The 15,467-nt window shown below is 40.9% G+C and carries 6 protein-coding genes; 3 read left to right on the forward strand and 3 right to left on the reverse strand.

Features of this window, described 5'->3' with window-relative positions:
• Positions 1–333 precede the first annotated feature (333 nt).
• Entirely contained in the window at positions 334–1,008 is a 675-nt protein-coding gene (locus KIV10_RS06895; RefSeq protein ID WP_214112783.1) for a DUF4294 domain-containing protein, read from the reverse strand.
• Positions 1,009–1,144: 136 nt separating this feature from the next.
• Here KIV10_RS06895 and KIV10_RS06900 point away from each other — a divergent pair, with 136 nt between their 5' ends.
• Positions 1,145–2,230: a M42 family metallopeptidase gene (locus KIV10_RS06900; protein WP_214112784.1), complete on the forward strand. Its 1,086-nt coding sequence runs from the start codon at positions 1,145–1,147 to the stop codon at positions 2,228–2,230.
• A gap of 36 nt (positions 2,231–2,266) precedes the next feature.
• Here the strand turns inward: KIV10_RS06900 and KIV10_RS06905 are convergent, their stop codons facing one another.
• A complete protein-coding gene (locus KIV10_RS06905) occupies positions 2,267–4,630 on the reverse strand; it encodes a hybrid sensor histidine kinase/response regulator (RefSeq protein ID WP_214112785.1) in 2,364 nt (787 codons plus the stop codon).
• A 241-nt stretch (positions 4,631–4,871) separates the two neighbouring features.
• On the opposite strand from KIV10_RS06905, the gene KIV10_RS06910 reads away from it, so the two are divergent.
• Positions 4,872–5,960, forward strand: coding sequence for a DNA topoisomerase IB (locus KIV10_RS06910; protein ID WP_214112786.1), 1,089 nt, complete (start codon positions 4,872–4,874; stop codon positions 5,958–5,960).
• Between the two features lie 375 nt (positions 5,961–6,335).
• Positions 6,336–7,613 carry an acyloxyacyl hydrolase gene (locus KIV10_RS06915; RefSeq protein ID WP_214112787.1) on the forward strand — a complete coding sequence of 426 codons (1,278 nt, stop codon included), beginning with the start codon at positions 6,336–6,338 and terminating at the stop codon, positions 7,611–7,613.
• Positions 7,614–7,660: 47 nt separating this feature from the next.
• Here the strand turns inward: KIV10_RS06915 and KIV10_RS06920 are convergent, their stop codons facing one another.
• Positions 7,661–15,226: a choice-of-anchor Q domain-containing protein gene (locus KIV10_RS06920; protein ID WP_214112788.1), complete on the reverse strand. Its 7,566-nt coding sequence runs from the start codon at positions 15,224–15,226 to the stop codon at positions 7,661–7,663.
• Between the last annotated feature and the right edge of the window lie 241 nt (positions 15,227–15,467).

A 15,467-nucleotide genomic window follows, 5' to 3' on the forward strand; every position in this document is an offset into this window, starting at 1 on the left:
TAATAAAATATTCCAAAAAATTTCAAGAGCCTCCCGCGTCAAGCAAAAAACAGCTATCTGTTTTTCTAAGCGGTTGCAAATATAGAACGGATTTTGATTCCTACAAACTTTCTGAAAAAATATTTTATAATGAAATCCAAAAGGATTTATAATGTATTGAAAGGGCATCAATTACAATTAAAATAATTTTGGTTTTTTTCAGAATGTACTATTTAAACTGCAAGAAACATCTGGAACAAGTATTTGAATGTCTAAATATTTTAAAGAGCGAATAGCGAAGATAAAAAGTTTAAAAAACTATATCACAAAATTAAACAATTAGTTATCAACAGATTAATTGTTCCAATGGCTCTTCAACTCCATAAAATCAATTTTATGTGCTGGTTTTTGTTCTTCTAATATATAATCTTGAAAAGATCGCTGTAAAATATCTTCAATTAAATAATCTTCTTTTACATCAAAAGGTTGGTATTCTTCCTTGAGCGAGATTTCAAAAAAACTGGCGGTTGTGTTATACCAAAATGCCCGCCATCCTGTCCTTAATTCCTTAACGAGCTCAAAAGCGGTTCGCCCCGTTTGTCTGTGTATTAGTTTGACCAATATCTGTCCTTCGGTATGGGTCAGCTTTTTCAGTTTTTCAGAAAATTCTCCTTCTATATATTTCTGAATTCTTTTCGTGTATCTTCTTCTATCACTTTTCTTCTCAATTGTTTTTAGTCTTTCCGTCATTGTGGTCAACCTTTCCGCGGCCAGTTTTGCGTAGGGGTATACTTTCCTTGTTTTTCTTCTTAATATAAGATAGCGCCTACGGTCTGTTTGTGAGCCAAATTCCAATTTTTTAAGCAAATAGACTTCATCTAGGTTTATAGCCTCCCGCGCAATTGTATCTCCTTCTACAATATAATATAGTACTTGGGTAGAGTCTTGAGCGGTTTCAGATGTTTCTGAAATTATCTGTGCCCTTGCGCCAGAGGTTATAAGTAAAAAGAAAATTAAATATTTTGCCATTTGAAAATGCTTCCTAGTATTTATGGGTTCTTTTATATCCAAAAACGTTCCAAAAATAATGAAATTGCCTTGTCCCGCTTCTTCAGAAATAACTAATTTTGTGCTTCATCAAAGATTTTCGAAATAAAATAAATTTATGAATACTTCCCTTTTAAACGAAAAATCCCTTTCATTTTTAGAAACATATTTAAACAATCCGTCCCCTACTGGTTATGAATGGGACGGCCAGCGTATCTGGATGGACTATTTGAAGCCTTATGTGGACGAATTTTTCACTGATACCTATGGCACGGCTGTGGGAGTTATAAATCCTGATGCAAAATTTAGAGTCGTAATCGAAGGCCACGCAGATGAAATTTCTTGGTACGTTAATTATATATGCGATAATGGGTTGCTTTATGTAATTAGAAATGGCGGAAGTGACCACCAAATTGCCCCTTCAAAGATTGTCCATATCCATACGATGAATGGAATTAAAAAAGGAGTTTTTGGCTGGCCGGCCATACATACTAGGGATAAAGCTAAAGAGGAGGCTCCCAAACCCGAAAATATTTTTATTGACGTGGGTGCAAAAAATAAAGAGGAAGTCGAAAATATGGGAATTCACGTGGGTTGCGTAATTACTTACCCAGACCCATTCCATATTCTTAATGAGGACAAATTTGTATGTCGTGCGCTCGATAATAGAATGGGTGGATTTATGATTGCTGAAGTTGCACGCTTGTTGCACGAAAACAAAAACAAACTTCCATTTGGACTTTACATTACCAATTCCGTTCAAGAGGAAATAGGATTGCGCGGCGCGGAAATGATTGCGCAGCGTATCAAGCCGAATATTGCCATTGTAACGGATGTGACCCATGATACTACCACCCCAATGATTGATAAGAAAAAGGAAGGACTTATTGAGTTGGGTTGCGGGCCCGTAATTGCTTACGCACCTGCAGTCCAACAAAAATTGCGGGATTTAATTACTGAAACTGCGGAGAAAAAAATGATTCCCTTTCAACGGTCTGCTTTGTCTAGAGCCACTGGGACAGATACAGATGCTTTTGCGTACAGCAATGGTGGCGTAGCTAGTGCCTTAATTTCGCTGCCACTTCGCTATATGCACACTACGGTGGAAATGGTTCACAGGGAAGATGTGGAAAATGTAATCAAACTTATTTATGAAACCCTTCTTTCCATAAAAGATGGGGAAACCTTCAGTTATTTTGAGTAGTTTCTTTTTTAAAATCGCTTAATCTTTTTTCGGGGTTTAAGCGATTTTTAAAATATTTCTGTGTTTGTTCATTTTTTCCAATAATAGATCGCGGCTTACGGGCTTAGTCATGTAGTCGTTCATCCCTATATCCAAAACACGTGATCTTGTTTCCTGAAGGGCATCGGCCGTTACCGCGATAATTGGGATATCACTTATTGTTTTTCCAAGTTCACCGCTGCGGATTATTTCTGTGGCTTCATAGCCATCCATTATAGGCATTTGCAAATCCATCAAAACTATATCGTACACATCCTTTTTCAAAGCTTCAATGGCTTCCTTTCCATTGTTGACTACCGCAAATGTGACGTGCTCGTAGCTATTGAGCATTTTTCTCATTACCATTTGGTTCAATAAATTATCCTCCACAACCAAAACGTGTTGCTTGCGCAGCGGAGCAATTTCAGGAGTTTTTTCAATAATTACTGTTTTGGATTCTTCGGATGCTTGAAGGAGTATGTCTATATAAATATTGGTTCCTTCATTTTCATTACTTTCTATATGAATGCTTCCGTGGTGCAATTCTACCAGGTGCCGGACAATGGTAAGGCCCAACCCTATTCCGCCAAATTTGCGCTTGTTGCCCAAGCGCATTTGGTTAAAACTGTTGAAGACGTTCTTTTTATATTCTTGGCTCATCCCCACTCCCGTATCTGTTACCGAAATAGAAAAACAATGCAAACCGTTCGATTTTTTTATGGATTTAAATTTGAAATAGACCGAGCCTTCCTCTGTGAATTTGACGGCGTTTGAAAGTACATTGTTTATAATCTGGATGAAACGCTCCACGTCGCCCAGAACGATGGTGGGTATTTCGTAATCCATTTCAAATTTATAGGCAAGGCCCTTATTCTCTGCTTCGGTTTTCCAATTGTTGCTTATTTGGTGAAGCGCGATTGATGGATTGAATTCCTCGTGCTTCAATACGATTTCATTCTTTTCAATTTTTTCAAAATCGAGAATATCATTCACATTACTTAGCAGGCTCAGCGAAGCATTCTTAATCATCTCAAACTGCTTTCGGTCTTCCATGTTTGCCTGTTTGCCCATTTCAACTTCGGCTATTCCCATAATGGTGTTTAAGGGAGTGCGAAGCTCGTGGCTCATGTTTGACATGAAATAGGATTTCATTTCGCTTATTTCTTCAGATTTTTGAAGCGCTTCATCTTGTGAATTTTCCTTTTCCAACCGCAGTTTCCTAATTAAATTAGTCATCGAAATGGATAGAAATATAATTTCGAAACCCGTTCCAAACTTGGCGCTGTTCAAGGTGAAGAAATTATTGGGGAGCAAACTCAAATTATTCATCACAAAACCCAAAAGGCCAATTACCAAAAAGAAAACCCCAAAGGAAAAATAAGGGTCTATTCTTATTCGTTTTACGCGCATTGTGAAAATGGTCGCGAGGATGATTACCAAACTCAAAAGACCGTTTAGGTTGCAGAATGGATAAGCAAATTCAAGTGTTTTTGGGCTGATGAATATCAATAAAAACGATATAACTACAATGCCGTAGAGTATGTTGTACAGTTTTTTGAACTTGGGCAGTTTGGTGTTTACGTTTAGAAAATATTCGCAATACTTCAGTAGAAAGAAATTGGAAAGCACTGCGGTAATCAATACGGCGCGTGCCGAAAAATAACCTCCATCCTGAAAGAAATACTGAAATAGAAAACCATCCAAAGCAGCCTGCATAAAACCAATGGAAAACACGTAGGCACCGTAATACAGAAATGCTTTCTGCTTGAGACTGGTGTAGAAAAACATATAAATAATACCCGCAAGAATGAGCAGCCCATAGAATAACCCAAGAAATAATTGCTGTGTGTAATTCTCTCTCCAGAAAGCGCGTGGGTTATATAGATTTAAAGGTAGGTTGATGGTCTCGCCATCGCTTTTCAGGTTAATATAAAATTGTTGCGTGGTGTTCTCTGGAATTTCAAGCCGGAAAACGGAGGCACGGTGCGGCACCTGTCTATCTTCATATAAAATTTGATCACCACTTTTAAACTCCTGAACGTCTCCGTTTTCTGAAATTTGATAGAGGTTTACAAAATCAGTAATGGGCCTGCCAGTTTCGAGATAATACGTTTTGGCATCATCCGTAGTGTTTTTAAGATTGAATTTTACCCAATAATTATCAGAGGTAAAACCAACGCTGTGGTTTTCTGATGGCAAGGGTCGGAATATTTGGGGTGCGTTTTGAATCTGGTATAGACTGAAGGTTTTATGGTCTGCTTTTGCAAATTCGGCGTATTCGTAAAGTTCGCCTTTGCTTTCTTCAGGATTAAAACTATCAACTGTTTGCGCAGAAGAAATTGTCCCCAAAACGAGGACGCATAGTAGTAGGAGTTGTTTCATATTTGGGGCTTTTTGAAACCTGCGGTAAACATACAACATAGTTAATCCATTCTAAAACATTTGGTTATATATTTCGTATAAATTTTCAATTATTTACGCTACTGAAAAACATATAGTTATGTTTTTCATTTAATAAACAAGATTAACTCATAAACACTCTTGGATAACAAATTCAATTTTAATATCGCCTTTTGTAATTTCTTTAAGAGAAAATAATTGGTTGAAATTCTATTTTTAGCCTATGGTTATAAAAGCTCCACAACTAAAAAAGATTCTGAAAAACCCGATAAAGGCTGCCGAGCTGGCCAATTTGGTTTACATTACAGAGAAAAGACTCACCATTAAAAGGCACCGCCACGGGAAGGGATTTTACTACACGGAAGCCGATAAAAAAATAAAGACCAAAAAAGATATTAAGCGCTTCCAGAGTCTGGTGATTCCACCGGCTTGGGAGGAGGTTTTGATAACCCCGGTGCTGAACGGCCATTTGCAGGTTGTGGGGCGCGATGAGAAAAACAGAAAGCAATACCGCTACCATCCCCACTGGAACCAAATACGGAACATGACCAAGTTTTTTAAAATGGCGGCCTTTGGCAACGTGCTTCCGGAAATAAGAAAACAGGTAGGACTGGACCTGAAACTAGGCAAGATGACCAAACGGAAATGCCTGGCGCTGGTGGTACGGTTGATGGAGGAAACGCACATACGCATAGGGAACGACTATTATGCGCGCAACAACAAGAGCTACGGCCTTTCCACCTTGCGCACCAAGCACGTGGCCATACACAAGAACAAGATGAAGTTCAATTTTGTGGGGAAAAAAGGAAAGGCGCATTCCATTACTGTTCAAAATAAAAAATTGCAGAAGTTGGTGATGCAGTGCGAGGAAATTCCCGGATGGGAACTTTTTCAATATTATGATGAGGATGGCGACCACCACCGAATTGATAGTGGGATGGTGAACGACTATATTCACGAAATAAGTGGCGATTTATTTTCGGCGAAGGATTTCAGGACGTGGGCAGCGAGCAAAATTTTCTTTGAAACGCTGGCCGTTTTGGAAAAACCGGAGACCGAGACGCAGAAAAAGAAGAACATTATTACCGCTTACGATGCCGCGGCGGAAGGCCTTGGCAATACGCGCACCGTGTGCAGGAAATACTACGTGCACCCTGCTCTGGTCGAGAATTACGAGGCCGGAAAATTGGATCCGTTTTTTGATGAAATGAATGCCAAGGACATTGGGACCGAATATATGAGCAATTCTGAAATGGTTCTTTTGAAGATAATCGCTGGCTTTGAGATTGACTTTGAAGCTTCGGAGGATTAATTGCTTATAATAACCTTTTCTATTACTTCTTTGCATTTTTCCTCATTTGTATAGATTCAAACCTTTGCTATTTGCTTTCCTTTTGGCATACTTCGGCTATCATTTATTAAAAAATTCGATTATAAAAACGTTTCACATTCTGTGAGGCTTCTATTTTATGGTAAATTTTAAGATATAATAGGTTTTGCAGGAGATGAAAAAGGCTTTGCAAGAGATAAAATAGGCTTTGCAGGAAATAAAATAAGCTTTGCAAGAGATGAAATAGGCTTTGCAGGAAATGAAATAGATAGTGTCCACATCATAGCGCATTACGGTGCTTTTCAATTCATTTAAATTTTATTTTTGAGAAGTATTTTTTTTATTTGCATTGTTACAATGAAAAAATTACCGATTGTTTTTCTGTTTTTGCTTCCCATTTTTGGCTTTTCACAAGCTGAAATTGACTGGAAAAAAAACGCAATGGTATTTACTCCCGAAATTTTATTGGGAATTACGGCGCCATCCAATTTTGGGTTTCCCGATACCGATCTTCAAAAACAATTGATACTGGGTTTTGGGCGGGACCATAGCAACAATCCGCAGGAATGGGCATACAGACTGAAGCGACCTAAGACGGGATTGTCCTTTGGTTATACGGATTTTGGGAATATGGACAGTCTGGGCGTTGCGCTTACGGTGCTTCCATATATTGAGTTTAAGGGATTTGGGATGGATAACTTTACCGTTGTTGCTGGGATGGGCGCTTCATACTTTAGTGAGAAGTACCACCCAGAAAACAATCCCAACAACAAGGCTGTGACCACTACGCTTACATGGGCGTTTCGGCTTTTCTTCAAATACAGAATATTTTCATCTGAAAAAATTGATTGGCGTGCGGGCGTGGGGTTTGCGCACCACTCAAACGGTCATACGCGCCTGCCCAACCAAGGATATAATTCCATGGTATTTGGCGTTTCGGCAGATATCAAGAATTATGTGAAGGATGCTTCGGTTGAAGCGGGCGATGTGAGTTATACAGGTGAAAATTTCTATGAAAATTCGGTATATGAATACTACTCATTCCGTGGTGGTCTGGGGAAAAATGCATTTGCCATTGCGTTTAACGACAAAAAAGATGTGTACACCATTGCCGGGGAATATGGGCGCGTTTACAACAAAACGTATAAAGTGGGCATCGGTTTTTATTACCGGTTTTACCAACATTATTATGATTATATACAAAGAAATGAGTCGCTTGTGCAGGATGGGCGGGAATTTGAAAATTACGGATCTGCCCCATTTTGGTATGCCACGAACTTCGGCATAAGTGTTCAAGGTGAAATTTTGTTGAACCAGGTGGGTATGGAATTTCAAGTGGGCTATAATCTGCATAAACCCGCGTATAAAATTGATTGGAGGATTAATGAGGGGTGGGATAATACGCCGCGGGAGATTCCAGAAAGTTGGATGCTGGGCGAATATGATTTTAAATTCAAAAGAAAATATAGAATTGCTACGCGGCTGGGACTTAAATACTATTTGATAGGTACCGAAAAACTACCCGAGAATAACTTTTATGTTTCGGCAAATATAAATGCCAATTGGGGGCAGGCAGATTTTTCAGAATTAAGCCTTGGGTATATTCACAATTTTGAAATTCGAAAAAGAAAATAAAAAAACCCCTTCACTGAAGGGGTTTTCTTTTAAAATTAATCCTAACATTATTGTGCTAAAATCAATCTGTGTGTTGACGTTGCGTTTTCGGAAACTATGCGTATTACATACACTCCGTTAGAATATCCACTGAAATCCATATTGTTTACACCATTTGAAGCATTGTAGGTACGAACGATTTTACCCGACCCAACTTCGACAATTGTAATTTGAATGTTGTTTCCAAATGTAACAGGAATCTGTGCCGTTGCCGTTCCTCTTGAAGGATTTGGATAGATGATGATTCCGCTTCCACCTGCTGTAATATCTTCAACAGAAAGTAGAATTGTTTGCGCTTCAAAAGCCCCGATGTCTCGAATACCATCAAAAACCGCTTGATCAATTTGGTCGTTGAATAGATCTCCGGGATCACCGGCATTGTAGGCAACAGAACCTTCCAACAACTCGTGGGTTTCAGTAACACCACCGTTATTTTGAAGCGGGCCAACCATTGGGTCAACTTCCTCAATATCGTTAGCCTGTTCTGGGAAGGCATTTTCGCCATCGGTTCCAATCAGGTTATAATCATTAGAAACAAAAGTTCCTGAAACATCTGCGCCCGTTGCACCACTGTTTAGCGCAACCAACGTGTTTTTCAAGGAAGTACTGGTAGTAGCTTGAATACCGCCACCCGTAGCCAATGCTTCATTCGTTGCAATAGTTGCAGCATTGATATCAAAACTAGCTCCGTTGCTGTAGATACCACCACCGGCGCCGTTTGAAGTGTTTCCAGAAATGGTACTTCTCATAACTACAGCATCACCACCCATAGCGTTGTGGATACCTCCACCGGAACCAGTAGCCCCAGCAGAAATATTATTTGAAACTGTGGAAGCAATCACTTCTAGCATACCACCATTGTTAAATATACCTGCGCCACCTGTATCTTCAGAATTACCGAAAGCACTGTTGCTATCTATAGTTGAAGTATCCACGGTCATCATGGTTCCGCTTTGGTTCCAAAGACCTCCACCTTCGCTGGCTGCTTCGTTTCCAGTAATAGTACTACTCAAAATACTAATCAGGCCACTATTTCCACTTACGTGAAGACCACCTCCATTACCGGGTGCGGCAGTTCCTGCAGTTCCGTTTACATCATTTCCTGTCATATCAGAATCTGAAAACTGTAAAGTTCCATCTATCAATTCAATAGCACCTCCTGCCCTATTTGCAGAATTTCCATTGAATGAAGAAGCTGTAACCGTAACATCTCCGGCAGTACTGAAAAGTCCACCACCAGAACCAGCGGCACCAGTTGCAAGATTATTGGTTATTGAAGTTCCGTTAATAATATTCAGCGTTCCGCCGTTGTTGAAAACTCCGCCTCCGCCGTTGTCGGCAGCGTCACCTTCGGCAGTGTTTGCGTCTATTGTCATTCCGTCTACTGTCATAATTCCAGTTCCGTTCCACAATGCGCCACCCTCTGAAGCTGCAATATTTCCAGTTGCCGAACCTCCTATAATATTGGAATCTCCTGCTCCTGTAATGTGAAGTCCACCACCGTTTCCGGGCGATGTAGATGTAGTATTTGTTGTGAAAGTTACATTGGTGAGATTCAATTCACTGCCAGCAACTGAATTTTCTTCAATAGCACCACCAGCTCTTACCGAACTATTGCTTGTAAATTCTGAATCTGAAACTGTCAAAACGCCCAGATTATTCAGAATTCCACCACCGGAACCAGCGGCTCCATCGGCTTCGTTATTAAGAATCGAAGCGTTCATTACAACCAATGTTCCCATTTCGTTGAAAATACCGCCACCACCTTGGTCAGCAGCTGCGCCACTTGCGGTGTTTCCGTCGATTGTTGTTCCGTCAATGGTCATTGTTCCGCTTCCATTCCAATATGCACCACCTTCAGCAGATGCCATATTTCCAGTTGCGTTTCCGCCAGTAATATTTGAATCGCCGGGACCGGTAATGTGTAGCCCGCCACCGTTTCCGGGTGCCGAAGCCGTGCTGTTGGTCGTTAAATCAACATTGGTCAACGTAAGCATATTTCCAGCAACCGAATTGTCCTCGATTGCACCTCCGGCACGATTTGAAGTATTCGAAATAAATTCTGAATCTGAAACTGTCAAAACACCCAGATTATTCAAGATTCCACCACCGGAACCAGCTGTTCCATTGGCAATGTTGTTTGAAATGGTTGTTCCGTTTTGAACTATCAGTGTTCCCATTTCATTAAAAATACCGCCACCACCTTGGTCTGGGTCATTTCCGCTTGCGGTGTTTCCGTCGATTGTTGTTCCGTCAATGGTCATTGTTCCGCTTCCATTCCAATACGCACCACCTTCAGCAGATGCCGTATTTCCAGTGGCGTTTCCGCCAGTGATATTTGAATCGCCGGGACCGGTAATGTGAAGTCCGCCACCGTTTCCGGGTGCGGAAGCCGTGCTGTTGGTCGTTAAATCAACATTGGTCAACGTAAGCGTATTTCCAGCAACCGAATTGTCCTCTATTGCACCTCCGGCACGATTTGAAGTATTCGAAATAAATTCTGAATCTGAAACCGTCAAAACACCCAGATTATTCAAGATTCCACCACCGGAACCAGCTGTTCCATTGGCAATATTGTTTGAAATAGTTGTTCCATTTTGAACAATTAGTGTTCCCATTTCATTGAAAATACCTCCACCACCTTGGTCCGGATCATTTCCGCTTGCGGTATTTCCGTCGATATCGACATTATTTACCGTCATAGTACCTGTGCCATTCCATAATCCACCGCCTTCAGCGGTTGCTGTGTTTTCATTTACGGTTCCATTTGTAATAGTTGCAGTTCCGGGACCTGTAATGTGAAGTCCACCACCGTTTCCGGGAGCGGAGCCAGCAATATTTTCATTTAAAGTCACATTCATAAGCGTGAGCGTACCGGGTGCATTTGTAGAATTATCCTCAATACCACCGCCGGCTCTATTCGCAGAATTATTTGAGATAATAGAGTTGTTTACAGTTACCGAACCACCGTCAACGTTCTGTATTCCACCTCCAGAACCTGCAGTTCCCGCGGCTGTATTATTTGTGATTGTTGATGTATTCTGAACCATCAAAGTACCTCCGTTGTTGAAAATTCCACCGCCACCGTTGGTAGGGTCATTTCCGTTGGCCACATTACCGTCTAAAAGTGAACTGTCGACAGTCATAGTACTTCCTACTTGATTCCAGAGTCCACCACCCTCACTAGCAGCATCATTATTTGTAATTGTAGTTCCTGAAATATTAACTGTTGCCACGCCCGTTACATGCAGTCCACCTCCATTTCCGGGGTTAGGTGCACCTGCCGAACCATCAACATTATTTCCAATCAATGATGCATTTTGCATATTTAAAGTTCCGTCAACAATTTCAATACCTCCACCGGCACGGTTTGCGGCGTTTCCATCAATCATACCACCAATTATAGCAACATCTCCATCCAAAGTAAAAATTCCACCTCCGGAACCTGAAACTCCATTGGCATTATTGCTTTGAATTGATGAATTAATTATTTCAACAGAACCTCCATTATTATATATTCCGCCACCTCCAGATCCTGATGTTGAATTATTGAGATTTATTATTGAATTTATAATGCTCATTTCTCCATCTAGTTGGTTCCATAAACCTCCGCCTTGATTAAAAGATAAATTTGAAGATATCGTAGCCGAAACAATATTCGTACTTGCATCCCCTGAGACATGAATACCACCCCCATTCCCAGGATTTGGAGTGCCAGCAGTTCCATTCACATTATTCATACTTAATGTCGTTCCATTTAAATTTAAGATACCGTCAACAATTTCGATTGCACCACCTGCTCTATTTGCAGAATTTTCTAAAATATTGATATCAGCAATATTGATCGTACCATCTAAAGAAAAAATTCCACCGCCAGATCCAGAAATTCCATTTGCAATATTATTATTTATTGAAGTATTGGTTAGAATAGAAAGATTTCCTCCATCATTATAAACTCCACCTCCACCATTCTCAGAGAGATCACCACTTGCAGTGTTATTGGTAATTGTAACTCCGCTTAATGTCATTGTTCCTAAACTGTTCCAAAGACCTCCGCCTTCGGCGGCCGCAATATTACCGTTGACTGTTCCGCCGATAATAGTTGCATTGGCAGTTCCACCTAAGTGAAGACCTCCACCATTTCCTGGTTCGGCGACTGCTGGGGCAACGCCTACATTATTGGTGTTTAATGTGGTTGTGTTTAAATTTAAAGTTCCTGCGGCGATTTCAATTCCACCGCCAGCTCGATTTGCAACGTTATTGGTAATAATAGCATCTGTAACATTTACAGTTCCGCCAATACTTTGAATTCCACCACCAGAGCCGGCGGTTCCATTCGCAGAGTTGTTTGTGATTTCGGATCCAGCCAGGATATTTAAAGTTCCGCCATTATTGAAAAGAGCTCCACCTCCATCATCTGCCAAAGGTCCACTCGCAATATTCCCGTTAAGCGTCGTTGTTCCTACGGCCATCGTCCCAGTGTTGTTCCAAAGACCACCACCTTCTTGCGCGGCTAAATTATTTTCAACCGTGCTATTTGAAATATTTGCATTCGTATTTCCTGAAAGGTGAACAGCGCCACCATTTCCAGGATTTGCCATAGTACCCAGGCCTATATCTGCTCCCGCCGAATTTCCAGATAGCGTTACACCATTTAATGTGAGTGTATTTCCTGAAGCATCTTCAATGGCACCTCCTGCACGACTTGCATAATTTCCAGAAATTACACTTCCTGAAGCTACATTCAAAGTCCCACCAGTATTGTTGAAAAGCGCGCCTCCGCGACCACCAGGGGTGGCACCCATTGCAATATTTGCTGAAAGATTGGTTGCAGCATCAACGTTTAATATACCTCCATTATTAAAAATACCACCACCTCCAGTTGCATTTCCATTTGCGGTATTTCCAGTAATTGTTGTTCCCGTCACGGTCATTGTTCCAGTCCCATTCCAAAGTCCGCCACCTTCAAAAGCTACGTTATTCGTAATAATACCTGCATTGAAATTAACATTTCCAGCTCCGGTAATGTGAAGTCCGCCTCCATTTCCAGGTGCTGGAGCGTTTACGATATTTTCATTTAAAGTAACATTTATGAAATTAAAAGTTTGGCCCGCCAAGGAATTTATTTCAATTCCACCTCCGGCACGATTTGCTGAGTTTTCCTCAAAAGTAACTCCATCAACTGTTAAATTTCCAGGGGTTTGGTTGAAAATTCCACCTCCAGAACCTGCTGTTCCAGTGGCAAGGTTTCTTACTACCTGCGTTCCGGGAGCGAGGGTTAACGTACCGCCATTGTTGAAGACGCCTCCCCCACCATCATCTGCCGCATCACCTTCGGCTTTATTGAAATCGATAAAAGTATCTGTATAAAATACACCGCCTTGAACAGTCATTGTACCACCGTTGTTCCACAAACCGCCACCTTCAGTAGCTGCTTCGTTCAAGAAAACAATTCCGCTTAAAACTACGGTTGCGGCATTTCCAGTAACGTGAAGTCCGCCGCCATTACCTGGATTGGGAGTTCCTCCAGTAGCCAAACCGTTTACATCATTCAAAATAAGTGAAATATCAATCAAGTTGGCCGTACCATCAATAATTTCGATACCACCACCAGCGCGATTCGCTCCGTTCGACGAAAGGAAAATGGTGTTTGTATTCAATGTTCCGCTAGTACTTAAAATAGCTCCTCCAGAACCTGAAGTACCGGTTGCAATGTTGCTGAAAATATCTGCGAAATTATTTACGATCATCGTTCCGCCAAAATTGTATAGTGCTCCACCTCCTTGGTCTGGATCATTTCCCGTTGCCTCATTACTGCTTAATTCACCTCCAGAAACCGTCATTGTTCCAGGGCCATTCCAAAGTCCGCCGCCTTCAACAGCGGTATTGTTTGTTACCGTACAATCTGTAAATGTAGAATTTCCGGGGCCACTTATATGAAAACCTCCCCCATTACCGGGATTTGCAGTTGCTATTGAATTTCCGTTTAAGGTTACATTGCTAAATGTGTATGTTTCGCCTGCTGCCGAAGCAACTTCAATACCTCCACCTGCTCTATTCGCAGTATTATTTGAAATAGTAATTCCATTAATATTTAATGTTCCAGGCGTTAAACTGAAAATTCCACCGCCGGAACCAGATGTTCCATCAGCTACATTATTTGATATAGTAGTTGAAGAAACCATGAGTGAACCTCCATTGTTGAAAATTCCACCTCCGCCATCATCGGCCAAATTACCTGAAGCAATATTTCCTGTAATGGTTGAGCCCATTACTGTCATAACTCCTGCATTATTCCAAAGGCCACCGCCTTCTTGCGCTGCTTGGTTGTTTCTAACTGTGCTATTTGTAATTATTGCAGCAGTAGTACCCGACAAGTGCAGAGCACCACCATTTCCGGGGTTTGCCATTGTTCCCAATCCAATATCCGCACCGGCCGAATTGCCCTCCATCGTGATACCTGTTAAGGTCAAAGTTCCACCAGATGCGTCCTCAATTGCACCGCCTGCACGGCTGGCATAATTCCCATTAATAACAAGTCCTGAAGCTAGTGTAAGAATTCCACCCGTGTTGTTGAAAATAGCACCACCACGGCCACCCGGAGTTGCGCCCATTGCAATATTTTGTGATAATGTGGTAGCGGCATCAATAGAAATTGTTCCTCCACCATTGTTAAAAAGCGCACCGCCCCCTGTATTTGGGCCTGTCGCTGAATTTCCTGTAAATGAAACACCATTAATGGTCATAGTACCAGCGCCATTCCAGAAAGCACCACCTTCAATGGCTAAGTTACCTGTAGCAGATCCCCCTGTGAATGTACTATTTCCAGGACCCGTTACGTGAAAGGCTCCACCATTTCCGGGTGCGGTTCCTCCAGTAGCTTGGTTATCCTCAAAATCTGAGTCTGTGAACGAAACAAGTCCAGCGGAATTAGTTTCAACTGCACCACCCGCTCTTACGGCAGTATTTGCTGAAAATAAAGTTCCTGTAACAGTCAACGTTCCGCTTCCATTAACGAATATAGCACCACCACTACCCGCAGCATTACTTGCATCATTTGAGGTAAATGTTGAACCATTTACAGCAGTTGCAACTACGTTATCGAGTGCTAAAGCTCCTCCACCAAGATTTCCTGTAGCTTCGTTATCTATGAACCTACAATTTTCAACAGTAAATGCAGTCGCATTTTGAACAATTATTGCACCACCATTACCGGCACTCGTAAAATTTTGGAATGTGATATTATCAACAGAGCCTCCTGCTCCCATAAATCTAAAAGCTCGATTGTTGTTAGCGGTGCCATCAATTACGGTAGAACCATCAGGATTTCCAATTATCGAAATTTCATCTCCAATAGTCAATTGAACTGTAGATAGCAATACTGTAATACCAGAATCGAACGTTATCGTTGATGGACTAAAAGTATCATTATTAGCCATGTTAATTGCGTTCCGTAAAGAACCGGGTCCACTATTTGAACCGTTGGTCACATTGTATGTCTGACCAACTGCAATTCCAGTCGTTAATAAAATTGAAACCAATAACATCAGGTTTCGGGTAATAGTGTTTCTCATAGTTTAGCGTTTTAGTTAATCTCTTTTATATTTTTTCTATCCTTTTGTTCAAAAAAAAACGCAGACCAACTAACGCTGGCTGCATTTTAATTTATTTAAAGAAAGATTTCGAGTAAATTTTTATCATTCGGTTAATTAATTATTTATTTCATTCACAAATAGATGTAATCATATTTGGCTTTATTTAATTACGTAATAAAGTCAAATGCGGTTTTATTGTTTAAAAAAATGGCATTTATAT

The sequence above is a fragment of the Aequorivita echinoideorum genome (assembly GCF_018476645.1).
GTDB lineage: Bacteria > Bacteroidota > Bacteroidia > Flavobacteriales > Flavobacteriaceae > Aequorivita > Aequorivita echinoideorum.

What these genes read in the sequence shown, in the direction of transcription:
- KIV10_RS06915 (WP_214112787.1), top strand. Translation starts at nt 6,336, where the DNA reads ATGAAAAAATTACCGATTGTTTTTCTGTTTTTGCTTCCCATTTTTGGC.
- KIV10_RS06910 (WP_214112786.1), top strand. Translation starts at nt 4,872, where the DNA reads ATGGTTATAAAAGCTCCACAACTAAAAAAGATTCTGAAAAACCCGATA.
- KIV10_RS06920 (WP_214112788.1), bottom strand. Translation starts at nt 15,226, where the DNA reads ATGAGAAACACTATTACCCGAAACCTGATGTTATTGGTTTCAATTTTA.
- KIV10_RS06895 (WP_214112783.1), bottom strand. Translation starts at nt 1,008, where the DNA reads ATGGCAAAATATTTAATTTTCTTTTTACTTATAACCTCTGGCGCAAGG.
- KIV10_RS06900 (WP_214112784.1), top strand. Translation starts at nt 1,145, where the DNA reads ATGAATACTTCCCTTTTAAACGAAAAATCCCTTTCATTTTTAGAAACA.
- KIV10_RS06905 (WP_214112785.1), bottom strand. Translation starts at nt 4,630, where the DNA reads ATGAAACAACTCCTACTACTATGCGTCCTCGTTTTGGGGACAATTTCT.